Below are 25,125 nucleotides of genomic sequence, written 5' to 3'. Positions count from 1 at the left end.
CTGCTCGCGCCCGCCCTCCAGCTCCGCACAAAAATGCCAGCGAATCTCGTTTCTGTGTAAAGGCATGGCGACTTTCCTCCAATAAGATCGATTGCGCTAGGACACGATGTTCGGTGTGCGGCACGACATGGAACACCATAACAAACCAAAAAAGGATGGAGATATGAACTACAATTTCGAGCGGGTGCGGCGCGCGCGGCTTGGCATGTTGATTGCGGCTGCTTTTGCCAGCCCGATGGCCTGTGCGGGTGACCTGAACCCGGGCGGCGACTGGACGGTCCGCTGGGATAACACGCTTCGTTACAGCCTCGGCTACCGCGTCGAGTCGATGCGCCCCGATCTGCTGGGACCGAATCTCGACGATGGCAACCGCAGCCTGCAGAAGGGCATTGTGTCGAACCGATTCGACATCCTGTCCGAGTTCGACGTGCAGAAGGACGGCTTCGGCCTGCGCGCGAGCGCCGCCGCGTGGTATGACGGTGTCTACAACCGCAGCAACGACCACAACTCGCCGGGCACTGCGAACCGGCGCACCGTCGCCTACAACGAATTCACGCCGGGCACGCGCGAGGTCGCGGGACGCGACGGCGAATTGCTCGACCTGTTCGTCTTCGGCAGCAACCAGATCGGCGGCACCACCCTGTCATATCGCGTCGGCCAGCATTCGCTGATCTGGGGCACCAGCCTCTTCTTCGGAATGAACGGCATCGCCAAGGGCATGTCCCCCATCGACGTGTACAAGCTCAGCATTCCGGGCACGCAGGCCAAGGAAACCACCCTCCCCGTTCCGCGCATTTCCGGCACGCTGCAGTTCACCGACGACACCAGTGTCGAAGCCTTCGTCCAGACGAAGTACCGCCGCACCCGACTGCACCCCTCGGGCAGCTACCTGAGCAGCACCGACATGCTGGGCGACGGCGCCGAGCGCTTCTTCATCGGCGATCCCGCCTTGAATGGCCGCCAGTGCGGCAGCACCGCCGTCGCGCCGGCGCAGCGCTTCGCCAACTGCTACCTGAACTTCACCGGCGTGAGCGAAGCCCCCGGCACCAATAGCGCGGGCCTGGCGCTGAACACCCGCAGCGCGGTGCTCGATTCCGACATCGGTTTCTATGCGGTGCGCTACGTCGACAGCTCGCAGTACATCGAAACCAATACCGCAGCCGGCACTTACAGGCTGGTCGTGCCCGCCAAGCCAGTCACCGCGATCGGCGCCAGCATTTCGCGCCTGGTCGGCATCACCAACGTCGGCCTCGAAGTGTCGGTGCGCAACGACCAGCAACTCGCAGTCAAGGAAGCCGTCATCACCGGCGCCGACCCCACCTACGTCACCGGCCGTACCGCGCACCTGAACTTGTCCTGGACCGCGATCATGGGCGCGACCTCGCTCTGGAGCGGCTCCAGCCTGGTGGGCGAACTGGCGGCCAACCACGTGATGGACATCGACGATGTGCGCACCAGGATCGGCGGCCGCTTTCCTGTCGGCACCCCCAAGGTCAATACGGACCGCAACAAGACCAGCTACGGCATGCGCGTGATCTGGACGCCGACCTTCTACCAGGCGTTGTCGGGCCTGGACCTGAGCGTGCCGGTCAACGTCGGCTGGGCCTTCAAGGGCAAGTCGATGGTCGACAATTCCTTCCCCTTCGGCGGCAGCCCGGACAAGGGCGGCGAAGTGATCCTGGGCCTAACTGGCACCTACCTCAACAAGTGGATCGGCAACGTCTCGGCGATCCATTACGTCGGCAAGCCAGATACCCAGGCGCTGCTGGACCGGGACTACCTGCGTTTCAGCCTGCAGACGAGCTTCTGATCCTGCGTCACAAACGATTGAATGGCCGCGCATGCGCGGCCATTTTCTTTTGCTTCATTGCGTTCCACGGCGTCCCGACTACATCCAAGGGCAAAAAAAAGGCAGGCGCATCGCGCCTGCCAAACATGCACAACGCTTTCTTAACCCAGGCTGCCGGTCACATCGTCGAACAGCTCGTCTACCGACAGGCGGCGCGGCAGTATCTTCTGGTCGAGCGCCCAGTCGATCGCCAGCTGGATGCCCTTGCGGTTCGCCTCCAGTCCCATCGGCGGGAAGATCGCCGGCAGGCCGCCTTCGGTCAGCTCACGGCTCTCCTTGATCATGCGGTAGATCTCGCGCACGGCTTCCGGATGCTGTTTCGACACGTCCTGCTGCACCACAAAGAAGTGGTTGACCGGCACCACGCCCTCGCGCGCAAACCAGTCCTTGGCCGCCGCCTGGGCGTCCGGCACCAGGGTGCGCACGCGTTCGTCCTTGGGCATGTCCTCGCCCAGCAGGGCCGCGGCCAGCTCGCCACGCACCATCAAGTCCGGGATCGACGAGCCCTTCGGCAGGCGCTCGCAGTTGGCCGGATCGCTGTATTCCGCCAGGTGGCCGTCGTTCAGCGTCATCCAGGTGACTTTGTCGAGGTCGACGCCGTATTCATGGCGCAGGATGCCGCGGATCCACAGCGCGGTGGTCTGGGTGTAGGTGCGCACGCCGACCCGCTTGCCCTCGATATCCTTGGGGTCCAGGTGACCGAAGTCGCTGTTGAAGCCGGCGCAGTGATGCTGGAAGCGGCCCGAGATCGGCGCCGGCAGCAGCACCCAGGGCTTGCCGTAGGCTTTCGCCTGCAGGAAGGTGACGATTGCCAGCTCGCCGGCGTCGAATGCGTTTTCGCGCACCATCGCCTTGAAGCCGTTGTGGGCCGGCGTCGGGCCGCACAGGTCGAGCTTGACCTTGCTCGACGTCACACGGCCGTCGAGGATCGCCTTGGTCTGCTTGTATTCGGACAGGTTGGTGCGCAGGACCGGCACCCCGTTTTCAATCGTTATCATGCAGTGGATTCCTCTCGTCTTGTTAATACAGCCGGACTTCGATCAGGAGCGGCCCCTGCGCATGCACGGAATCGGCCATCGCCTTGTGGAAGCCCTCCGCGGTATCGACCGACACCGAGGGCACGCCCATGCTGGTCGCCATCGCTCGCCAGTCGATGCTGGGGCGGTCGATGTCGATCATGTTCAGGGCCTGCTGGCCCGGTGCGCCGGCGCCCATGTTCGCGTACTCGGCCTTGAGAATCGCGTAGCTGTTGTTGGCGAAGATGATGGTGGTGACGTTCAGGCCTTCGCGCGCCATCGTCCACAGGGACTGGATGGTGTACATCGCGCTGCCGTCGCCGACCATGCAGAACACCCGGCGGTCCGGGCAGGCCAGCGCGGCGCCAACCGCCACCGGGGTGCCGTAGCCGATCGAGCCGCCCATGTTGTTGATCAGGTCGTGGCGCGTGGCGCCGACCGTCAGGCCCATGGTCTCGCGTCCGGTGGTGAGCGATTCGTCGACCAGGATGCAATCTTCCGGCAGTGCGGCCGCCAGCGCGCGAGCGATGCTGCCGGGGTTGAGCGCCCCGGTCGGCGGCGTCGTGTCGCCCGGCATCTGCAGCACGGCCGGCGTCGCGGCCGCGCCGAGCGCCTCGACCAGCATGTCCAGACCTTCGATGCTGTCCTCGCCGCTTTCGATCAGCGTATGGACGCTGGTGCCCTCCGCCTTTAACAGGCTCGGTTTGCCGGGATAGCTGAAAAAGGCGATCGGCTCCGTGGTTTCGACCGTGATGATGTGCTTGAAATTGGCGAGGAACTCAGTCGCCTGTCCCACCGCATAGGGGATGCGCTCGAGCGGCACCCGCCCCGCCCCGCGTTCGATGCGCGAAGTGAAGAACTGGGTGCCGAGGCGGCAGCCGGTGGCGGCCTTGATCTTACCGGCCAGTTCCAGGGCGCGGCCACGCGTCGCCCGTCCCGCCAGGATGATCAGTGCCGGCTCGCCCGACTTCAGGATGCGCGCCACGTGTTCGACGCGCGCCGCGGCGGGCGCTTTCGGGGTCGCCACCACCTGGCGCGGCACGACGGGTGCGCCGGCTTCCTGCCAGGCGGTATCGCCCGGCAAGATCAAGGTCGCGATCTGTCCCGGCACTTCGCTGGCCTTGGCCACGGCGCTCGCCGCGTCCCAGGCCATCGCCGCCGGCGATTCGACCCGGCGAATCCAGTGGCTCAGGGGGCGCGCCAGGCCCTCGATGTCCGACATCAGGGGCGGATCGTACTTCAGGTGCGCCGCGGAATGCTCGCCCACGATGTTGAGCATGCCGGACGAGGCGCGCTTGGCGTTGTGGATGTTGGCCAGGCCATTGGCCAGCCCCGGCCCCAGGTGCAGCAGGGTCGATGCCGGCCGGTCCTTCATGCGGTAATAGCCGTCGGCCGCGCCGGTGCAGATTCCCTCGAACAGACACAGCACGCTGCGCATGCGCGGGTTTTCCAGGGCGCGTAGGAAGTGCATCTCCGAGGTGCCGGGGTTGGCGAAGCAGAGGTCCACGCCCTGCTCGACCAGGGTATGAACCAGGGTTTCGGCGCCGTTCATGCTCAGTACCCCGCCATCTCGCGGGCCTTGCCGATGACGCCATATGTCCGCTGCGGCGCCGACATCAGGAAGCTGTAACCCTCGTTCAGCAGGCGTTCGTAGTTGGCGGCGGTGACGTGCGGATTACCGACCCGCATCTTGTGCTTGTGGCAGGTGGCCACGATCTGGCCCATGGCGGCCAGCACCTCGGGGTGCTCGTACTTGCGAGCCAGGCCCAGTTCCTGGCTCAGGTCGCCCTCGCCGATCAGCACGAAGCCGATACCCGGCACGTTTTTCAGCATGTCGTCCAGGTTCTCGATCGCCTGCGTGCTCTCGATCATCAGGCCGACCAGGATCTCGCCCTGAGGCGCCAGCGGCCAGACGTCAGCCTTGGCATAGTATTCCGACTGGGTCAGGCCCCAGTAGCGGGCCGCGTTCATCGGACCGTCGCCGCGCACGCCCTTCGGTTCGTACAGCGGCGCGTTCTTGGGACGGGCGTAGCGGCACGAGGCCACGGCGTTCCAGGCCTGCTCCACAGTCGCCACGTGCGGCGTGATCACGCCATAGACGCCGCGGTCCAGGACCTGCTTGGCGAAGGACTGGTTCATCTCGACGCCGTTGGCGGGAATGCGCGCCAGCGGCGTCACCGTCGGCGCCAGCGAGCCGGCGGCCAGGATCTGCTTGCGGTTCAGCAGATACTGCATGGCGTCGCCCAGGGCCGACACGTCGTAGGGATTGTGCTCCATCTCGAAGACGATGCCGTCGTAGGGAGCGTCGCTCATGTCGATGGCGCTCTGCTTGTCGATCTTGGAGAAGGCGCCAAAGGCCGGCTTGCCCTGTTCCCAGGCGCGGATGATGCCATTCAGACGGGTATTGCTCATTTTCTTCCTCGTGTCTTATTCAGGGTTTATTCTTCCGGCTTCCAGTACATGAAGCCCATGCCTTCGCCGGTGCCGGCGGCGGTGCGCCAGCACGGCACGTAGTCGACCACCGTCATCCGGGCGCCCGTGCCTTCGAGCGCCTTCATCACGCTGACGTAGAGCTTGATCTCCGAGGTGCCGGACTGGTAGTAGCCGTCTTCCACCGCCGCCAGGCCGTCGTAGTCGTACTCGCCCAGCATCTTCATGATGCGGTGGTCAAATTCTTCATCGTTGACGAAGTGCGACAGGCCGCCGGAGGCGAAGATGCCGACCCGGACGTCGGCCGGCCAGGCTTCGATCGCGTCGCGCAGAACCCGCCCGAACTCGATGCAGCGCGCCATCGACGGCTGGGTCGGCGGGTAGAAGCAGTTCATGATGACCGGCACGTGCGGCGGCACCTCGTCGCCCATGATCTGGTGATAGACGAAGCTGTAGGCGTGCGGCGCAACCGGATACTCGGGCAAGGGCTTCATCCAGACGTTGTCCGGCCACTGGAACAAGTCGGTCAGGTCGAAGTTCTCGCGCTGGAACGCGTCGATCAGGTACTTCGCCAGCTCCGGATGGCACGGGTGGGTCACGTGGCGGTCGGGCGCGTAGACCGAGCGCTGCGGCGGGCCGTTGTGCACCTCTTCGCCGCTGTAGATCGCGATCGAGGGCGAGAAGTCGGTGAAGATCTCCTTCTGGTCCTTGCCCAGGATGATCGCGACGTCGATCTTCGCCTCGCGATAAACCCGCGCCATCTCGTCCAGCGCGGCGCGGCAGCGCCCCGCGCGCACGGTCCGCTCTTCCAGTGTCAGGTACTGCTCGAATGCGGCGCCGCGGTGCGCTTCCAGCTCCGGATAGGTCCAGGTGCGGTTGCGGAACCATAGTTCCGGGTTATTGCGGTCGCGTTCCCCGTTGATCAGCCAGTCTTCGGGCTTCTGGCCGAGCATGCCGCTGTGGGGCACCGCCATCCCGAATACGATCTTTGCCATCTATATACCTCGATTTTCTAAGTGTTATGGTTTTGCTGCGCCCGCCACCGGTCCGGCTGCGGCTGCTTCAGGCGTCGCATCAGCCACCTTCGGCGCCCACTTTCGCTGCAACAGGACGACCGAGCTGCCCGCGCCGATCAGGAGGAAAACGAAGATCGCCAGCATCGGGGCGTGGTAGCTGCCGCTCACATGCAGCAGCCAGCCCGAGAAGCTGGCCGAGATGCCGCCCGCCAGGCTCGTGGCGACCTGCTGAAGACCGGTATTCAGGCCAATGGCCTGCTTCGGGATCAGAGTCAGCTTGCACAGCGTCGTGTTGTTGGCCGTGGTCAGGCCCAGCAGGGACAGCGAGAGCACGTTCCAGAACAGCGCCATCTCCAGGCTCGGGGCATAGGCGCCGAGCAGCACCGTGGTGCCGCCAATGAAGCCGGCAATCACGAAGCTCTTGCGCACCAGGACCGCGTCGCGGCCGCCGGCGATCAGGCAGTCGGCGGCCCAGCCGGCGATGGTCGCCACGATGGCGATGCCGATGAAGCTGAAGAAGGTGTACAGGCCTGATTCCTTGAGCGACAGGCCGCGCTGCTCGACCAGGTAGGCCGGCATCCAGCTCATGCAGTAGAAGGTGAAGTAGCCATAGCAGAAGTTATTGATCATGCCGCCCCATACCACCGGGCTGGCCAACAGGCGGCCGATCGTGATCGAAGGCTTGCCGTCCCTGCGAACGGCCTGCTCGGCCTTCGACGGATAGTCGTTGCGCACCGCCAGCAGCCATGGTGCGAGCCAGACCAGGCCCACCAGGCCGGTGGCAACGAACATCATCTGCCACGAGTGGTGCACGATGATCCAGGCCGCGATCGGCGCGCCGATGGCCGGGCCAATCTTGCCGCCGGTGGTGAAAATGCCGACCGCCAGCCCTTTCTGGCTCTCCATGAAGTTGTTGCCCATCCAGCGGTAGCTGGCCGGGATGACTACCGCCTCGGCGGCTCCGACCAGCAGCCGCATCAGGATCAGTGCGCCCAGCGTCGTGACCGCGCCGGTGAGGGCCGTGGCCAGGCACCAGATGGTGAAGCACACCGTGTACGGCCACTTCACGCCGTAGCGGTCGACGATCCAGCCCATGGCGAGCTGGCACAGCCCGTAGGACCAGAAGAAGGCCGAGTTCAGCCAACCGCGCTCCACGCTGGTGAGGGCGAAATGCTCGACAAAGCTCTTGTCGGCCAGCGCCGACGACAGGCTGGTGCGGTCGACGAACGATATCAGCAGCCCCAACGCCAGCAGCGCCAGGATGCCCCAGGGGTTCCCGACCCGCGGGCCGGTATCCTTGCTTGTCTCCATCTGTCCCCTCTTTTCTTATGGTCGACTGTCTGTGCTTCAGGCCAGTGCCGGGTATAGCTTCTGTGCGGTCCTGCTGAAGATCCAGGCGCGGTCTTCCTCAGAGAGGCAGGCGAGGCTTTCCTGGGCGGTGGCCAGGATCTCCGCAAGGCTACCTGGCGAGGTCGGGAAATTCGAGCCCCAGGCCAGGCGATGGGCGCCGAAGGCCTCGACTACCCTCGGAAAGAAGGTCTCCGGGCTGGCGCTCCCCTTGCGCACGTCGCCGAAGATGCGCGGCGTGAGCTTGAGGTAGATGTTCGGCAGCGCCGCCAGCTCGAACATGCTCTGCGCCTTGGCGTAGGGCGCGCCGTCGGCCACCTCGGGACGGCCCAGGTGGTCGAGGATGATGTCCACGCCCGGGAAGCGCTTGGCCATTGCCGTCACCTGCGGCAGGCCGATCGGGCCGGTCTGGATGCACATCGGGAGCTTCAGCTCGGCGCAGAGGTCCCAGGCGGCGAAGGAACGCGGGTCATCCAGTTCGCTCGGATCGAACTCCTTGGTACTGCCGCCGGTGAAGAGGCGCAGGCCGGCCAGCCCGCGGTCGTGCCAGCCGCGGATGATTTCCGGCGCATTCGGCTGCAGTACGTCGACCGAGCCGACCGCCGCCAGGCGGTCCGGGTACTGCGCACAGCCCTCGACCACATAGCTGTTGTCGAAGCCGTAGGTGGTCGAGGAATGCACCACGGCCGCCTTCGCGACGCCGGCATCGTTCATGGCGGCGATCAGGGTCTCGACCGTGGTCGGACGCTCCTGCGACCATTCCGAGCGCTTGCCGAACAGCGGCGCCGGCGGATAACGGCGCTCATCGTCCGAGATGATGTGGGGATGGATGTCGATAATCTGCTGATTCATGTTGTCTCCTTGTGTCGCTCGCTTATTTACCGCGGGCCTTCAGGCGCGCATCCAGGCGCGGGTACACGCGGCGGGCGTTGCCTTCATAGATCTTGTAGCGGTCTTCGCCACTCAGTGCCGAACAGGCATCCAGGTACTTCTTGGTATCGTCGAAGTACTCGCCGGTGTTCGGGTCGCGGCCGCGCACGGCGCCGATCATCTCCGAGCCGAACAGCACGTTGTCGGTCGGGACCACCTTGGTCAGCAGTTCGACGCCCGGGTGGTGGTAGACGCAGGTGTCGAAGAACACATTGTCCAGCAGGCCCTCGAGCGGACGCTGCATCATCTCGAGCGACATGCCGCGATAGCGGCCCCAGTGGTAAGGCACGGCGCCGCCACCGTGCGGGATCACAAAGCGCAGGGTCGGGAAATCCTTGAACAGGTCCGACTGCAGCAGTTGCATGAAGACCGAGGTGTCGGCGTTCAGATAGTGGGCGCCGGTACCGTGATGGCAGGGGTTGCAGGAGGCGGCCACGTGGATCATGGCCGGCACGTCCAGCTCGACCATCGCCTCATACAGCGGATACCATTCGCGGTCGGTCAGCGGCTTGCCGGTCCAGTAGCCGCCGCTCGGGTCCGGGTTCAGGTTGCAGCCGACGAAGCCGAGTTCCTCGACGCAGCGACGCAATTCCGGGATGCTGTTGGCCGGCGCGGCGCCGGGCGACTGCGGCAGTTGGCAGACGGGCGCGAAATTCTCCGGGTAGAGCTGGGTCACACGGTGCACCAGGTCATTCGAGATTTCCGCCCATTCCAGACTGGTGCGCTCGTTGCCGAGGTGATGGCTCATCAGGCCGGCGATCGGCGAGAACAGGGTCAGGTCGCTGCCGCGCTCGCGCTGCAGCTTGAGCTGGCCGTTGCCGATCGCTTCGCGGATCTCGTCGTCGGACACGAAAGCAGCTTCGCGCCTGGGGGCGTTCACAGGGTCGTTGGCGAACTCGACCTGCTTGGCGCGCCAGTTACGGAAGGATGCTGGAACGGTGGTGAAGTGGCCGTGGCAATCGATGATCATGCTTGTGTCTCCGTTATTGTTGTTATGCCTGCGGATCGACGAACAGCTCGTCGATCGCCATGCGGCGCGGCGTCAGGCCCTGCTTGAAGGCGGTCGCTTCCAGCGTTTCGATGGTTTTCAGGTTTTCCTGCAGGCCGTACGGCAGCGGGTCGTGACCGACGATCTTGCGCAGTTCCAGGTACTTCTTGTCGGTGGCGCTGGTGGCTTCGCCGGCGTCCAGGCGCGCCAGCCACTCCTTCTTGGCGCGATCGAACGCGTCGTAGAGCGATTTCGCGATCCAGGGATGCTCCGCCAGGATGGCATCCTTGACCACGATGGTGCCGTGCATCGGGTACACCCCGGTGCGGCCGTAGTACTCTTTTTCCAGTTCCGCAGCGTTCGGCAGCAGGTCCGGATAATCGGCGTCGACTTCCTGCCAGCCGCCGGTCGGGTTGCCGGTGCGGCCGATGCCGGCGGCCGCCTCCATGCCCGCTGCAAGCTCCCCCTTGGCCATCATGTCGGCCAGCGAGCTGCCTTCCGGCGCATGGATGACGTTCTCCGGCAGCCGGAGCTGGGTGACATGCTCCTCGTCGTCGACCACCCAGGTGACTTTCGAGGCATCGAGGCCGAACTCGTCGATCAGCACCTGGCGATTCCACACGCCCGTGGTCACCGAATAAGCGCGCACGCCGACCTTCTTGCCTTCGAGGTCCTTGGGAGTCTTGATGCCGGCGGACGGATTGACCAGCAGGCCGCCGTGGTGGAAGCGGCGCACTACGAAAATCGGCAGCGCCACGAACGGGGCACCGTAAGCACGGGCGATGATGTAGGTGGTCGGCGCGATCTCGCAGACGTCGAACTCGACGTCGCGCACCATGCGGCGGAAGGCGCCGATCTGCGGCTTGACAGTGACGAATTCCGGTTCCACGCCCTCGATCGGGATCGAGCCGTTGCGAATGGCGGAGGTGTGCGGGTGCTCGGCGATAGCGATCTTGAGCTTGACTTTGTTGACCAATTGGTTCTCCTTGTGTGTGCTTCTCATGGCGCGCCGAATCGGATCGGGCGCGCCATCCTGCTTGTCCTTGGCAAGCAGAATATGGGATGGGCGGGTATTGGTCTCTACACAAAAATCAGTTTCGCTGGCATTTTTCGTGTCGCCCCCGAGCTCAGCGCGCCAGTTGGAGCCTGCCGTCGACGCGCCGGTTTAGCCCGAGCGGATTGCCACTCCTGAGCGCCTCCGGCAACAGGGCTTCCGGAAGGTCCTGGTAGCACACCGGACGCAGGAAGCGCGCGATGGCCAGACTCCCCACCGAAGTCGAACGGCCATCGGCGGTCGAGGGAAAGGGCCCGCCATGGACCATCGCATGGCAGACCTCCACGCCGGTGCCGAAGCCGTTGACGAGGATGCGACCGACGCGCCGCTCCAGCAGCGGCAGGAACGCGGCCGCGTCGACGTGATCGGCCTCGTCGATGTGCAGCGCCGCGGTGAGCTGCCCCTCCAGGCTGGCGACGACATCGCGCACCGTCGCGAGGTCGTCACAACGCACGACCAGCGAGGCGGCGCCGAACATTTCCTCGCGCAGCGCCGGATGCCGCAGGAAGTCCTGCGCCGTGGTCGAAAACAGCGCCGCCTGGCCCTGGTACCTGGCGCCTTCCTGGCCGCGCGCCTCGAGCTTGACGGCGGCATGCCCTTCCATTGCCGCTACCGAGCAGGCATAGCCGCCGTGGATGCCGGGCGTGAGCATGGTCGAGGCCGGGATGGCGGCGAGCGCGGTCCCGGCGGCGGCGATGAAGCGGTCCAGGTCTGGGCCCTCCACCGCCAGCACGAGGCCGGGATTGGTGCAGAATTGGCCGGCGCCCAGGGTCAGCGAAGCGGCGAAGGCCTGGCCGATGCTCTCCGCACGGACCGCCAGTGCCCGCGGGAACAGTAGGACCGGATTAATGCTGCTCATTTCGGCATAGACGGGAATCGGCTCGCGCCGGGCGGCGGCAAGGGCGATGAGCGCAGCGCCGCCTGCACGCGAGCCGGTGAACCCGACCGCCTTGATGCGGTGATCCGCCACCAGCCCCTGCCCCACTTGGCGGCCACTATCGAACAGCAGCGAAAAGGTCCCTTCCGGCATGCCGCAGTCGTGTACCGCGCGCTGGATCGCCAGGCCGGCCAGGCTCGACGTGCCCGGATGCGCCGAGTGGGCTTTCGCCACGACGGGACAACCGGCCGCCAGCGCCGAGGCAGTGTCGCCGCCGGCTACCGAGAACGCCAGCGGAAAGTTGCTGGCGCCGAACACCGCGACCGGGCCGAGCGGAATGTGGCGCAGGCGCAGGTCCGGACGCGGCAGCGGCGTGCGGTCCGGCTGGGCTGGATCGATCCGCGCGTCCAGGTAATCGCCATCGCGCACCATGGCCGCGAACAGGCGCAGCTGGTTCACGGTGCGTCCGCGTTCGCCCTCGATCCGCGCGCGCGGCAGCCCGGTCTCCAGCATGCAGCGCTCTACCAGAACGTCGCCCAGCGCCAGCAGGTGGCCGGCGATCCGTTCGAGGAAAGCCGCACGTGCCTCGGGCGTAGTCTCGCGAAAGCTGTCAAAGGCCTGGTCGGCCAGGGCGCAGGCCTGGTCGAGGTCTTCCAGGGTGGCGCCGCCGAACGCCGGTTCGAGCGTTTCGCCGGTGGCAGGATTGGTGGCGCGGACTGCGCCGTTGGCGCCAGGGATGGCGCGGGCGCCGATGAGCAGGTGACCGAAAACGGACATGTGAACTCCTGGATTGAAAGAGTGGGGACGTGCGCGGCCGCAGGCGGGTCGCAATGACCACCTGGCCGCGTGGACGAAGACGTGAGCTACTTCAGGAAGCTGACGCTGACCGGGGTGGGCGCTTCCACCGCCTGGCCGGTATTCGCAAGCTGGCCGGACGCCGGATCGATACTGAAAAGGTTGACCGTATTGCTGCGCTGGTGTGCCACCGCCAGCCACTTGCCGGAAGGGTGAAGGGCGAAGCCCCAGGGAGTCTGACCGCCCGAGGCGATGCGCTGCACCAGCGTCAGCTCGCCGTTGTCCGGGTGCACACGGAATACCTGCAGCTCGTGCTCGCCGCGGTTGGCGGCATACAGAAAACGTCCGTCAGGGCTGATCGCGATCGCGGAACCGCTCCTGGTGCCCTGGAAGGCCTGGCTGCTGAGCGGCAAGGCTTGCACCGCGGCCAGCCGCCCCTGCTCCGCATCCCAGCGCAGGACCTGCACCTGCGCCGTGAGCTCGTTCATGAGGTAGGCGTGGCGGCCATTCGCGCCGAACACCAGCTGGCGCGGCCCGCTGCCCGGAGCCAGCGCCAGGCTGCGGGTGTCATCCGGCGCCAGCGAGCGGCTGGCGCGGTCGAAGGCATACACGAAGACCCGGTCGGCGCCGAGGTCGGGCACCAGCGCATAGCGGCCCGAAGGGTCGAGCGCGACCGAATGCGCGTGCGCACTCGTCTGGCGCCGGTGCGGTCCCGATCCGGTGGCCTTGATCGTCGACACCAGGGCGCCGAGGCTGCCGTCCGGCTCGACGGCAATGCTGGAGGCGGAGCCGCCGCCGAAATTCGCCGCGAACAGCGTCGTCGCGCCGGCGTCCAGGGCCAGGTAGGTGGTGCCGGCTCCGCCGGCGGGCGCCTCGTCGATCTTCTTGATTCCTCCAGTAGCCCGGTCGACCGTATAGGCATTGATGCTGCCCTCTCCCGCCTTGTTGTCGTTGACCGCGTACAGGACCGGCAGACGCGGATGGACGGCGGTCCAGGTGGGCGCGCCGTCCCGCGCCACCGTGCCCAACGGCGCCATGCGGCCGTCTGCCGGGTCGAAGCGCAGCGCGCGGATCTCGCCGGCCTGGGTACCCACATAAATCAGCTCCGGCGGCGCCGCTTGCGCGACGGTCGATGTGTCGAGCAGCGCCGCCGACAGCGCCATCATTGTCAATACGCGCTGGAAGAACCGCGTCATCTCCTGATCTCCGATCAATTTTCAGGTCTAGCGTAGTGGATGTATTGTCGCGGGTCTCTGCACAAAAATGCGATTCGCTGGCATTTTTATTCTCCGGCGCGCGCCGGGGATTGAGCTCGGAGCGCGACAGGCCTAGAATGGAACAGCAGTACGGAGGAGACGACAATGACACGAAGTGCGATGACAAAGGATCAGCGCCTCGCGAACCCCACGGTGACCCTGACGACAGTGCCGAAAGTCCGCCTGTACGTCGAGCGCCCCGAGGAGGAGAGCTGGCTGGTGAACGTGGGCCACGTAACAGATCGTGGCCGCTGGCGTACCGCGCCACATGCTCATCCCGATTATGGCCAGGTAATTTTCGTGCGCAGCGGTTGCGGCGTGATGAACCTGGAGGGCGCCGCCGTGCCCTTTTCCGGCCCCTGCGTGCTGCTGCTGCCTACCGAGAGCGTGCACGGCCTCGACTACGAGATGGACGTCGACCGCTGGGTGGTCACCATCGAAGTGACCTACCTGTCGCAGGTAAATGCCAAGCTGCGCGAATTCAACCGGCTCTGGGCCCACCCGCGCGTCATTGCGCTCGACGAAACGGCGGGCGAGTTTCACGATGTCATCCAGAAGCTGGCGCGTGAAGTCGAGCACAAGCCGGTCGGGCATATCGCTGGTACCGAGGCGCTCCTGACTTCCCTGCTCCTGAACCTGGTGCGCAACGTTGACTTGGATCCAGTGGACGGCGAGATCGCTACCCGCAACGATATCCGCCTGACCGAGCGCTTCCGCGACCTGATCGAGCAGCACTACCGCGAGAACCTGCCTTTGCAAGACTATGCGTCGATGCTGGCCGTGTCGCTGGTGCAGCTGCGCGCCGCATGCGCCTCGGCGGCGGGCCAGAGCCCCACCAAGATGATCCATGCGCGCATCATCACCGAAGCCAAGCGCAACCTGATCTTCGGCGACATGTCGATGGAACAGATCGCGTTCGGACTGGGATTCTCGAATGCGGCCTACTTCACGCGTTTCTTCCGCAAGGAAGTCGGCCAGGCGCCGAGCCAGTTCCGCGCGACCTCGCGCCAGCAATAGGAACTAAGCGCCCTGTTCACTGAACAGGGCGCTGCGGCGGTAAAGCGCAGGGAACAGGCGTATCCATGCCGCCACGACCAGGACCGTCGCACAGCCGCCCAGCAACACCGCCGTTGCAGGGCCCAGCCATTCGGCCACCACCCCGGCGCGGAACTGGCCCAGCTGGTTGCTGGCGGCAATGCTGGTGGCATGCGCCGCGCCGACGCGTCCGCGCAGCGCGTCGGCCGTTTCCACCTGCACCACCGAATGGCGCAGCACCGTGCTGACGATGTCGGCGGCGCCGACGACTGCCAGCGCCGCCATGGCCCAGGCAAGATCGGTGCAGACCGAGAAAGCGATCGTCGCCAGCCCGTACAACAGGACCGCCGCATACATGCGACGGCCCACCTGCTGGTCCATCGGACGGCGCGAAATCCATGCCGAGACCAAGAGGCCGCCCACCGCCGGCGCGGCGCGCAGCAGGCCCAGTCCCCACGCGCCGGTGTGCAGGATGTCCTTCGCGAACATCGGCAGCAGCGCCATGCTGGTGCCGGCCAGGGTCGCGAAGAGGTCGAGCGACATCGCGCCCAGCACCAGCGGATTGGTGCGAATGAAGGCGATTCCGGCAAACAGCGCAGTCCAGGACAGCGGCTCGGCACTACGCGCGAGCGGCGCCAGCCGGGCCTGCAGCGCCAGGGCCGTGCCCAGCGCGAACACGCCGGCGCACAGTCCGTAGACAAAACCGGCGCCGCCGGCGTACAGGAAACCGCCCAGGGCCGGTCCGGCGATGGTCGATATCTTGGTGAGCGACGCATTCTGCGCAAGGGCGCGCGGAAGTTCGGTGCGCGCTACCAGCGCCGGCACGATGGCCTGTTGCGCGGGCAGTTGCAGCGAACGGCCGACGCCGGTCACGAGGCAGACCAGCAGGATTGCGTCGCGTCCGACCCATCCGGCGGTGCTGCCCCAGCACAGCAGCACTGCCGCCGCACCCTGCAGCGCCAGGCTGGCCGCGAAGACCAGGCGTCGGTCGTGCGAGTCAACCAGCAGGCCGGCTGGGACGGTCAGCAACAGCGCCGGCAGGAATTGCGCCAAGCCGACCAGGCCGAGATCCCAGGCGCTGGCGGTCAGCTCGTACATTTGCCAGCCAAGCGCCACCGCAAGCATGTTATTCCCGAGCAGGCCCAGGAAGCGTGCAGCGAGGTAGTGGCGGTAGCTGCGGGCTTTATCTTTCTCCACGCACGGCCACCAGTTCACGGCCGGCCTGGCCCGCCAGCTTGAAGGCGGCCACCGCCTGCACCAGTTGCGCCGCCTGCTCGCGCAGGCTGTCGGCGGCAGCCGCGCTTTCCTCGACCAGCGCGGCGTTCTGCCGGGTCGCCAGGTCCATTTGCGAAACCGACTGCCCGACCTGGCCCACGCCCGCGCTCTGTTCGGCGCTGGCCGTACTGATTTCGCCCACGATCGTTGCCACGCGGCCGATGCCGGCGACGATCTCGTCCATCGTGCTGCCCGCCTGTTCCACTAGCGCACTGCCCTGCCCGACCTTGTCCAGGCTGTCGGCGATCAGGCTCTTGATCTGGCGGGCCGCTTCCGCGCTGCGCTGGGCCAGGTTGCGCACCTCGCCCGCGACCACCGCAAAACCGCGCCCTTGCTCGCCGGCCCGCGCCGCTTCCACCGCAGCGTTCAGGGCAAGGATATTGGTCTGGAAAGCGATACCGTCGATGACCGTGATGATGTCGGCGATCTTCTTCGAGCTGCCGTCGATCTCGCGCATGGTCGCAACCACCTGCCCGACCAGTTCGCCCCCTCGGGTGACGACGGAAGACGCTCCCAGGGCCAGCTGTTCCGCCAGCCGGGCGTTCTCGGCATTGTTGCGCACCGTCGTTCCTAGCGAGTCCATGGTGGCGGCAGCCTGCTGCAGCGCGCTGGCCTGCGCCTCCGTGCGCTCGCTCAGGTCGCGGTTGCCCTGCGCAATCTGGACGCTGGCCGTGGCGACGTGCTCGGAATTGTTGCGCACGTCCGCAACCAGCCGTGACAGCGCGCCCTGCATGTCATCCAGCGCGCTGAGCAGCGGCGAGAACTCGTCGCCCGCTTCATCGTGCACCGGCACCGTCAGGTCGCCGTCGCGCACCCGCTCGGCCACACCGCGCGAGACCGCGACCCGCCGGCCCAGAATGGCAGCCGCGTACCACGACAGCAGGCCGAGTCCTACCACCGCGACCGCCGCCAGCGCGGTCAGGGCGAGCAGCGTCTGTTGCGACTCGCGGGCCGCATCGGCCAGTTCGCCGCGCAGCGCGCCTTCCTCGGCCTGTACGGTCTCGCGCAAGGCCTTGAGCAGTGCAGTGCGTGCCGGTACAGTCTTGTCGACCAGGAAGGCAAAGGCCTCGTCCTGACGGCCCGCCTTGACCAGTGCGACGTCCTCCGCCGCCACCGCCCAGAAGGTGCGGAACAGCTCTTGCACGCGGGCGTGGCGTGCGCGTTCGGCCTCGGTCAGCAGGCCTGCCTCGAACGTAGCCAGCGTCTTGCCCACCAGCGCACGCTTCTCTTCGATGCCGTCGAGCGCGCGCTCCAGTTCCGGGGTGCTGCGCGCCAGGATTGCATGGCGCAGCAGTAGCAAGACCCGCGTCACTTCAAGCTCGGTGCTGGAGACCCGCTGCAGCTGCGGCACCCGCAGGCTGGCAGTCTGCTCGAGCACCGCCCCGGTGTGGCTCAGGTTGAACCAGGCGAAGATGGCGACGCCCACGAAAGCCAGCGACAAGGCGCCGGAGACGATATAAAGACGGGCCGCGATGCCCATGCCGGCGAAGGTCTTCATTGCGGATACCGCTTCAGCACCGCGCCCGCCGGCGCCTGTTCCGGTGCGGGCCGGCCCTGCTCGCCCGGGCGACGGCCCCAGGTCACCTTCTGCGTCCTGGGCTTCAGGAGGAAGCGCGCCAGGGCCGGCAGCAGGACCAGCGCGCCGATCATGTTCACGATAAACATGAAGGCCAACAGGATGCCCATATCGGCCTGGAACTTAATCGGGGAGAAAGCCCAGGTCGCGACGGCCAGCGCCAGCGTGACCCCGGTCAGCATCACGACCCGGCCGGTAAAGAGCAATGCGCGGTGGTAGGCCTGCCCCAGGCTCAAGCCTTCGCGCATCTGTACCAGCATGATGCTCAGCACGTAGAGAGCGTAATCGACCCCGATGCCAACGCCCAGCGCCACCACCGGCAGCGTCGCCACCTTCAGGCCGATGTCGAGCCACACCATCAAGGCCTCGGCCATCACCGAGGTCAGGGCCAGCGGGATGATGGCGCAGGCGACCGCACGCCAGGAGCGGAAGGTGACGTAGGCCAGCACTACGACCGCCGCATACACCAGCAGCAGCATCTCGTGGTTCGCCTTCTGCACCACCGCGTTGGTGGCCGCCTCGAAGCCGGCATTGCCGGCCGCCAGGAGGAATCTGGCGTCGGTGCTGTCGTTCTTGCGGGCGAAGGCCTCGACTTCGGCGGTGACGCGACGCAGGGTGTCGGCCTTGTGATCAAGCAGGTAGACCTGCACCTGGAGCAGCGAGAAGCTGGCGTCGACCAGGTTGCGCGGAGCACGCGCGCTGGCGGTATTCAGGGCAGCCTGGTTCGGCTGCAGCTCGTACCAGCGCGGATTGCCTTCATTCAAGCCGACGGCGGTCTGGCGCGCCACCGAAGCCACCGATTGCGTGGTTTCGACGCCGGGCAGCTGGCGCAAGCGCCATTCGAGTTCGTCGACACGCTCGAGCACCGCATGCTTCATGGCGCCCTGCTCGGGTGTGCGCACCATCACCACCAGCACATCGCTGCTGGTGCTGTAGTGCTGCGTCAGATAGGCGTTGTCACGGTTGTAGCGCGAATCCGGACGCAGTTCGGGCGCGCCGGCGTCGAGGTCGCCCACCTGCAGGTCGCGGCTGGCGTGCAGGCTGACCGCGCCGAGCACGACGCCGACCACGATGGCGCCCACCGCCCAGCGTGTTTCCGTGAACTTGACCAGGCCCGTCCAGAACGTAGCCTGGCCCTCCGCCTCGCGGTCCGACTGCGCCGCGCGCCGCGCGGCCCGTTCGCTGACGCCGGTATAGCTGAGCAGCACCGGCAGCAGGATCAGGTTGGTCAGCACCAGGATCGCCACACCCAGGCTGGCGGTAATGGCCAGGCGCCGGATAGATTCGATATCGAGCATCATCAGCACCGCGAAGCCGACCGCGTCGCAGGCCAGGGCCGTGAAGCCGGCCACGAACAGGCGCCGGAAGGTGAAGCGCGCCGCCACTAGCCGCGGCATGCCGCGGCCGATGTCCTGCATGATCCCGTTCATCTTCTGGGCGCCGTGGCTCATGCCAATGGCGAACACCAGGAAAGGCACCAGCACCGCATAGGGGTCGAGCGCGTATCCGAGCAGCGGCAGCATCCCGAGCTGCCACAGCACAGCCACCAGCGAACAGGCCACCACGAGCAAGGTGCTGCGCAGGCAGCCGGTGTACCAAAATACGATCGCGGTGACGATCAGCGCGGCCACGCCGAAGAAGGCCAGCACCTGGCTCAAGCCTTCGAGCAGGTCGCCAGCCACCTTGGCGAATCCGGTGACGTGGATCGCGACTCCCTGGCTGTCATACCTGGCGCGCAGTTCTTCCAGCCGTGCGGACAGCGCCGCGTAGTCGAGTTCGCTGCCGTTCTCGTCGCGTTCGGCCAGCGGCACGATCAGGGCGCTGGACTGGAAGTCGCGCGCCACCAGCTGCCCGACTTCGCCCGAGCGCTCGATGTTCAGGCGCACGCGCTGGAGCGCGGCATGAGAACCGTCGTAGTCGTCGGGAATCACGGTGCCCCCCTCGAAGCCACGCTCGGTCACGGCGGTCCAGCGGGTCGACGGCGTCCAGAGGGAGCGCATCTGGCCGCGCACCACCCCGGGCAGCAGGAACACGTCGTCATTGACGCGGCGTAGCGTCTCGAGGTAGCGCTTGTCGAGGATGCCCGCGCCGCCCTTGTGCTCGACTACGATGCGCAAGCTGTTGGCCTGCGAGACCAGCTTCTTGCGTTCGGTCTCGTAGTTGACCAGGTAGGGGTGGGTCATTGGCAGCATGCTCTCGAAACTGGCGTTGGGCACGATGCGCAGCGCCTGCCAGCCGAGGAACACGGTGGTCAGGAGGCACAACAGCAGCAGCCAGCCGCGCTGGCCGAACACGAAGCGCTCGATGCGGTTACCGGAATCGGGATCGAAAGTGGCGGGGTCGAAGATCGCGTCTGCCTGGGATGATGCGTGATGCTTGTTCATGGTTTCGTGGGTGACTTGATGGAAGCCTGCAGCTTCGGTGCGGCGTCGCGGCCGGGCATGGGCATGCGCAGCAGGCCGCGCGTGCCGACCAGCACCAGGCTTCCGTCCGGCGCAACGGCGGCGCCGGTGAAGGGGAATCGCTCTTTCAGGGGCAGTGCCGAGAAACGCTGGCCGCCGTCGCGGCTGGCGACGACCTGGCCTGCCGCACCGAGCAGCAGCACCGTCCCGTCGGTGGCCTGTAGTCCACTGATGAGCGACGCGTCGACCGGGGTCTGGACTTCGACCCATGGCGCGCCGGGCGTGGCACTGCGGTAGACCTTCCCGCGCAGGCCGAATACGAGCAGTGCGTCGTCCTTCAGCGTGAGTCCGCCGAACAGGCTCCCGGATGCGGGCGATGTGGTGGCGGCAAAGGGTGCGCCCGGAGCGCCGGAGCGCAGGATCAGGCCCTGCTCGCCGAACAGGTACTGTTCCTGGCCACGGCGCGCGATGCCGTAGTAGGTAGCGCCCTCGGGATTCGGCAACTCCGCCATGTGGGCGCGCCAGGTCCGGCCGCCGTCGAGCGTCGAGAATGCGAGGCCGTAGGCCCCGGCGACCATCACCGAGCCGTCGGCGCGCAGGTCGATCCCCAGCAGGGGCTTGTCGGCGCCCTCGTCGACCAGGCGCCGAGCTTCGTCCAGCAGGACGTTCAACGGGTGCTCGGCGTCGTCCGGGTTCGGTCTGGCCGCATCCCAGGCCTGCTGGGCCGCCTGCAGCGCCAGCTTCGCGCCGGTCTCGCCGTCGAACACGCGCTGCCAGGACGCTCCGCTGTCGCTGCTGCGCAGTACTACGCCCATGTTCCCGACCGCCCAGCCCTCGCGTTCATTCGCAAAGCGCAGCGCGGTCAGCGTCACGCTGACCGGCACGCGGGCCTGCTTCCAGTGATTGCCGCCATCGTCCGAGTAGATCACGAGGCCGCGTTCGCCGGCCGCCACCAGCCGCTTGCCGACGCGCTCGATCGCCTGCAGGTTGGCGCGTGCCGGCTGGGCCACCGCCAGGGCCGGGCGCTGCAGCGCGGCCGGCACCGCAGCAGCGGCTTGCGCCGCGTCCGCGGCCAGGGTGGCCGCCAGCGCAGCCACCGCATACTTCATCTGTGCCATGATCAACGCACGCCGCCGCTGGCCAGGGCGCTCGAGGTGAATCGGCTCAGTTGCTTGCTGTCGTAGTCGGCGTAATTCACGCCGCCGGTCTCGTTGATGGCGGCGGCGTAGACCCAGCCGCCCGACAGCAGGTCGAACCAGGTATAGCTCAGGGTGCTCGCCGACGGCTCGTCACCCGCCAGCAGCGTGTAGGCCTGGCCGGTCTTCCACAGCTTGCCCTGGGCGTCCCAGCTGTCGGCCAGCACCGCCTGCCAGGTGTCCTCATCCAGGTAGAGGCGGCGCTTGGCCGCCACGTTGCGCTTGCCGTCGCGCAGCGTGGCTTCCAGCACCCAGACCCGGTGCAGCTCCCAGCGCACCGCATCCGGGTTGAGCGTTCCCTTGCCGATAACGTCCTTGATCGGCTTGCGGAACAGGCCGTTGTTGTTATACGGGATGTACAACTCCTTCTTGCCGACCAGTTTGACGTTATAGCGGTCCTGGGCGCCGATGAAGAGGTTCACGTCGTCGAAGTTGGCCAGGCCAGCGGCCGACGCGTCAGGGGTGTCGTACACCAGCGAGGGCGACTTGCGCACCCGGCGCTGGCCCGGCACGTACTGCCAGCCATCCTTCGGACGGCTGTAGTTGTCGACGTAGTCGATGGTCATCAGGGCCTGGCCAGCATTGGCCGGCGGCTCGGTCACGTCCAGGCGGGCGCGCGCCCACTCGCCGCTGAAACCCTCCGGCTTGCCCTTGGGGTCGTAGTAGGGATAGGCCAGGCTGGTGCGCTGGCGGTTGGTCAGCACCCGTTCGCCGCTGGCGGTCATCACGTATTTATCGGCAGTGAAGCTGGTAAGCTGGCCGCGGTAGCTCAGCATGTGGTTCCACAGCGCCTCATGGCCGTTCTTCGGCACCGGGAAGGGAATGCCGCCGTAGGCGCCTTCCACCGTCAGGCCGCCGTTGGTCAGCTTGGCGCGCTTGGCGTTTTCAGCGACCGCATCGTAGATCGCCTGCGAGAATACCGCCGTGCGGTGGCTCGGGTAGACGTCGACGCGCATGCCTGGATGCTTGGCCAGCAGCGCTTTGGTGCCGTCGCTCAGCTTGTCCGCATGCTGGGCCATGTTGGCAGCCGTGATCGACACCACCGGCTTCTCGTTCGCGAACGGGTCCGGGCGGCGCTTGTCCGGGCCCGGCGGGGTGTTGACCGGCTTCCCGTCCCAGGCTGGAATTGTGCCTTCCTTGTTACCGGCGCGCTCGGCGCCGTAGGGAGTGAGTGCACCGGATTTCAGGTCCTGTGCAAGGGCTGCGCCAACAGAGCCGAGGCCAGTCGCCAGGCCGAGAACCAGGCAGGCGCTGGTATTCTTGAGTGACAACGCTTTCATTATCTTGTCTCCATGTGTATTTTTTTGGATGTAAGGGATGGGTGGGAGCCGCGTCAGATGTCGGGCCACGGACCTGCATGCGGACGGCCGTGGCGGCGCAGCGGCTGCCCAGCCGGACCGGCGCAGGGGCGAATGCCCAGATTGGGTGTGGACGCGGTTGCGCCAGCAAGCACTTTCATCGTGTCTCCGTCACTCCTCTATCGAGTGGTGTTGCCGCGTCCCAGTCAGGCTCCGCCCAGGGGCCTGCTACGCGCAGCGTCGATTTGAGTGCTTCAAGAATATTTCGGGGAAGGCCAGGTGTCGTTGCACAAATCTGAGATTCACTGGCATTTTTCCTTCCGGGGGCGAAGGAAAGGGCCGCAGCCGGGACGGCGGGAGAAGAGGCCGGCGCCGGCCACCCGGTGGCCGGCAGGCCGGGCGTCCGCGCACGGTGCGCGGGACGCGCGACCGGCGTCGAATTACAGGCTGCCGCGCAGGGACAGCGTCACGTTGCGCGGATCGCCATAGTAGTAGCTGATTCCTGTCGGCGCGAACTTCTTGTAGTACACCTTATCGAACAGATTGTTGACATTGACCTGGATGCCCAGCTTCTCGCTGAACCGGTAGCCCAGCATCGCATTGGCGACCGTGTACCCGCCCTGGGTGGAGGTCACGGTACCCGAGCGCACATATGAATCGCTCTGGACCTGCACGCCGCCGCCAACGGTCCAGCCTTTGCCTGCACGGTCCGGGCTGTAGCTGGTGAAGATGCGCAGCTGGTGGCGCGGATCGATGCTGCGCAGCGGCTGGCCGGTGTTGGCGGCCGTGTCACGCAGGTACTTGGTGCGCGTGTTGGTATAGCCGCCCATCACCTGCCAGCCCGGCAGCACTTCGCCCGACAGCTCCGCTTCCCAGCCCGCGCTGCGCTGGGCGCCGGCGGCCACGCGGCAGTAGCCGCTGGTGAAGTAAGGCAGGCAGGGATTGCGCGAGGTGGTATCTTCGATCGCGCGGCCGACGTTATCGATCTGGAACAGACCCAGCGAAGCGTTCAGGCGCCCGCCGTAGAAAGCACCTTTCAGGCCCAGTTCGTAGTCTTCGCCCGTGATCGGCGCGAGGATGTTTCCGTTCGCGTCCTTCACGTTCTGCGGCGTGAAGATCTCGGTGTAGCTGGCGTAGGCGCTGAGGGCGTCGTTGATGTCGTACACCAGGCCGGCATACGGCGTCACTTCGCGCCTGACCTCGTAGTTGCTTGCCGGGCTGCCTGCCGAATCGTACTTCCACCAGCTCAGGCGCGTGCCGAGAATGGCGGTCAGCGGCGCCGCCAGCGACAGGCGCGCAGTCGCAAAGGTGCCGTGCTGGGTCGTGGTGTTCGGCTTGTTCGGCGTCGCCGGCATGGCGATCGCCTGTTCCGGATAGCTGGTGAACGGGTTCCAGTTGCGGATGTCGATCGTCTGCGGATAGAGGTTGCCGATACCCCAGCTCTCGGTAGTGACGGCGCGCACGCGCTCCATCCCGAGCACCAGTTCGTGTTTCCTGCCAAGCAGCGAGAAGGCGCCGTCCGCAACCAGCGACATGGCTTGCTGGTGGCTCTCGTTGCCGGTGTACTGAGCGCTTGTGACGGTCATCAGGTAGGGATTGGTGGCGCCCGCCGGGCGCGCCATGTAAGTCTGTTTGAAGCCATTGTCCTTGAGCGCCAGGTGGGTGTAGGCGGCATTCGCCTTCACGGTCCAGTCGTTGGCGAAACGGTGCGTCAGTTCCACCAGGGCCTGGTCGTTGTAGCGGTTCCAGCGGTTCCAGTCCGAGCCAAGATAGGTCTCGCGCGCCAGGTTCAGCGCGGTGCCGTCAATGTTTCCGGGCATGCCGCCCCAGGCGCCGGTGGCGTCCAGGTCGGTGTGCTGCAGGCTGGCCGCCAGCAGCGTGCGCGGGCCGAGGTCGGCCTCGACCACTGCATACATGACCTCGCGGTCTTCGCGCTTGGCGTCCTGGAAGAACTCTTTTTTATCCTTCACCGCGACCACGCGGCCACGTACCGTGCCAGCCTCGTTCAATGGGCTCGAAACGTCGGTCTCGATCCGGCGGCGCTCCCATGAACCAATGGTCAGGGCGGCGGACGCCTGGAAATCGCGCGCCGGGCGCTTGCGCACCATGTTGACGGTAGCGGAGGGATTGCCCGCGCCGCGCAGCATACCGGAGGCGCCGCGCAGCACTTCCACCCGGTCCAGCACGGCAGTGTCGGGCTGGACGAAGGACGAGCCGCTCTGGTTGATGGTCAGGCCGTCGACCTGCAGCGCGTCGATCGAGAACCCGCGCGCGTTGTACGACACCCGCTCGCTGTCGGTGTAGTCGACCGCTACGCCCGGAGTGTTCTGCAGCACGTCGTGCAGGTCGAGCAGCTGGCGCTCGTCGAGCAGCTGGCGGGTCAGCACCGTGACCGGCTGCGGGATGTCGCGCAAATCCTGCTCGCCCTTGAACAGGGTGGCCGCGCGCGCGCCGAAGGACTTCGTGCCTTCCGACACCGTATCGCTCTTGCCGACCACATTCACCACGGCCGTCACCGGCGCCTCGCCTTTCTCGTCGAACGCGGCTGCGTCCGCCTCTACGCCGCCTGGTGCGGCCAGCCCCGCCACGGGAACCAACAGCATCGCGGCCGCGCAAAGGGCCTGGGCACGGCGGCCACGTCGGCTGCGTGGTGCGAGAGGAATGAATTCATTGAGGGGAACTGCACCTGGCATCGACTGCTCCTTCTTTTTGCTGTTTGTAAATGACAATGATTCGCATTATAATTCTCATTCACGAATTGCTGCAATGTCCAAATTGTTGAAAA

General features: G+C 66.3%; 18 protein-coding genes. 2 read left to right on the top strand and 16 right to left on the bottom strand.

The window, feature by feature from the left end; all coding sequences use genetic code 11:
- Positions 1 to 163: 163 nt before the first annotated feature.
- A complete protein-coding gene (locus tag LK539_RS16975) occupies positions 164 to 1,810 on the top strand; it encodes a DUF1302 domain-containing protein (protein ID WP_227802234.1) in 1,647 nt (548 codons plus the stop codon).
- A gap of 140 nt (positions 1,811 to 1,950) precedes the next feature.
- Here LK539_RS16975 and LK539_RS16970 read toward each other — a convergent pair whose 3' ends face one another.
- The 10 genes from LK539_RS16970 to LK539_RS16925 all read right to left on the bottom strand — a co-directional run bounded on the left by LK539_RS16970 (position 1,951) and on the right by LK539_RS16925 (position 13,498).
- Positions 1,951 to 2,847 (bottom strand): phosphate ABC transporter substrate-binding protein, encoded by an 897-nt coding sequence (locus LK539_RS16970; RefSeq protein WP_227802233.1) that lies wholly within the window; start codon positions 2,845 to 2,847, stop codon positions 1,951 to 1,953.
- A gap of 22 nt (positions 2,848 to 2,869) precedes the next feature.
- Positions 2,870 to 4,417 (bottom strand): acetolactate synthase large subunit, encoded by a 1,548-nt coding sequence (locus tag LK539_RS16965; RefSeq protein ID WP_227802232.1) that lies wholly within the window; start codon positions 4,415 to 4,417, stop codon positions 2,870 to 2,872.
- 2 nt (positions 4,418 to 4,419) lie between these two features.
- Entirely contained in the window at positions 4,420 to 5,277 is an 858-nt protein-coding gene (locus LK539_RS16960) for an HpcH/HpaI aldolase/citrate lyase family protein (protein ID WP_227802231.1), read from the bottom strand.
- Between the two features lie 26 nt (positions 5,278 to 5,303).
- Positions 5,304 to 6,290 (bottom strand): protocatechuate 3,4-dioxygenase, encoded by a 987-nt coding sequence (locus LK539_RS16955; RefSeq protein WP_227802230.1) that lies wholly within the window; start codon positions 6,288 to 6,290, stop codon positions 5,304 to 5,306.
- Positions 6,291 to 6,314: 24 nt separating this feature from the next.
- On the bottom strand, positions 6,315 to 7,622 hold the full coding sequence (locus tag LK539_RS16950) for an MFS transporter (RefSeq protein WP_227802229.1): 1,308 nt from the start codon (positions 7,620 to 7,622) through the stop codon (positions 6,315 to 6,317).
- 36 nt (positions 7,623 to 7,658) lie between these two features.
- Positions 7,659 to 8,510: an amidohydrolase gene (locus tag LK539_RS16945; RefSeq protein ID WP_227802228.1), complete on the bottom strand. Its 852-nt coding sequence runs from the start codon at positions 8,508 to 8,510 to the stop codon at positions 7,659 to 7,661.
- A 22-nt stretch (positions 8,511 to 8,532) separates the two neighbouring features.
- On the bottom strand, positions 8,533 to 9,558 hold the full coding sequence (locus tag LK539_RS16940) for an amidohydrolase family protein (RefSeq protein WP_227802227.1): 1,026 nt from the start codon (positions 9,556 to 9,558) through the stop codon (positions 8,533 to 8,535).
- 22 nt (positions 9,559 to 9,580) lie between these two features.
- Positions 9,581 to 10,552 (bottom strand): ABC transporter substrate-binding protein, encoded by a 972-nt coding sequence (locus LK539_RS16935; protein ID WP_227802226.1) that lies wholly within the window; start codon positions 10,550 to 10,552, stop codon positions 9,581 to 9,583.
- Positions 10,553 to 10,703: 151 nt separating this feature from the next.
- The gene (locus LK539_RS16930; RefSeq protein ID WP_227802225.1) at positions 10,704 to 12,284 is read right to left on the bottom strand and encodes an aldehyde dehydrogenase (NADP(+)); all 1,581 of its coding nucleotides are present in this window, start codon (positions 12,282 to 12,284) and stop codon (positions 10,704 to 10,706) included.
- A gap of 86 nt (positions 12,285 to 12,370) precedes the next feature.
- Complete coding sequence (locus tag LK539_RS16925) at positions 12,371 to 13,498, bottom strand: lactonase family protein (protein ID WP_227802224.1); 1,128 nt, start codon at positions 13,496 to 13,498, stop codon at positions 12,371 to 12,373.
- Positions 13,499 to 13,678: 180 nt separating this feature from the next.
- Between LK539_RS16925 and LK539_RS16920 the strand changes: the two genes are divergently transcribed.
- Positions 13,679 to 14,575 carry a helix-turn-helix domain-containing protein gene (locus LK539_RS16920; protein ID WP_227802223.1) on the top strand — a complete coding sequence of 299 codons (897 nt, stop codon included), beginning with the start codon at positions 13,679 to 13,681 and terminating at the stop codon, positions 14,573 to 14,575.
- Between the two features lie 3 nt (positions 14,576 to 14,578).
- Here LK539_RS16920 and LK539_RS16915 read toward each other — a convergent pair whose 3' ends face one another.
- The 6 genes from LK539_RS16915 to LK539_RS16890 all read right to left on the bottom strand — a co-directional run bounded on the left by LK539_RS16915 (position 14,579) and on the right by LK539_RS16890 (position 24,943).
- The gene (locus LK539_RS16915) at positions 14,579 to 15,790 is read right to left on the bottom strand and encodes an MFS transporter (protein ID WP_227802222.1); all 1,212 of its coding nucleotides are present in this window, start codon (positions 15,788 to 15,790) and stop codon (positions 14,579 to 14,581) included.
- Complete coding sequence (locus LK539_RS16910; RefSeq protein ID WP_227802221.1) at positions 15,777 to 17,366, bottom strand: methyl-accepting chemotaxis protein; 1,590 nt, start codon at positions 17,364 to 17,366, stop codon at positions 15,777 to 15,779. Before LK539_RS16910 ends, LK539_RS16915 begins: the two co-directional genes overlap by 14 nt.
- Positions 17,363 to 19,828, bottom strand: coding sequence for an RND family transporter (locus tag LK539_RS16905; RefSeq protein ID WP_227802220.1), 2,466 nt, complete (start codon positions 19,826 to 19,828; stop codon positions 17,363 to 17,365). Before LK539_RS16905 ends, LK539_RS16910 begins: the two co-directional genes overlap by 4 nt.
- Positions 19,825 to 20,964, bottom strand: a complete 1,140-nt coding sequence (locus LK539_RS16900; protein WP_227802219.1) for a YCF48-related protein — start codon at positions 20,962 to 20,964, stop codon at positions 19,825 to 19,827. The genes LK539_RS16905 and LK539_RS16900 overlap by 4 nt, the downstream gene beginning before the upstream one ends.
- Before the next feature lie 2 nt (positions 20,965 to 20,966).
- Entirely contained in the window at positions 20,967 to 22,322 is a 1,356-nt protein-coding gene (locus LK539_RS16895) for a DUF1329 domain-containing protein (protein WP_227802218.1), read from the bottom strand.
- Positions 22,323 to 22,780: 458 nt separating this feature from the next.
- Positions 22,781 to 24,943, bottom strand: a complete 2,163-nt coding sequence (locus LK539_RS16890) for a TonB-dependent siderophore receptor (RefSeq protein WP_227802217.1) — start codon at positions 24,941 to 24,943, stop codon at positions 22,781 to 22,783.
- Positions 24,944 to 25,125 lie beyond the last annotated feature (182 nt).

It is taken from the genome of Massilia sp. IC2-476, assembly GCF_020707295.1.
Taxonomy (GTDB): Bacteria; Pseudomonadota; Gammaproteobacteria; order Burkholderiales; family Burkholderiaceae_D; genus Telluria.
The sequence above is the reverse complement of the archived record's forward strand: the minus strand, read 5'-3'. Positions and strand labels throughout refer to the sequence as shown.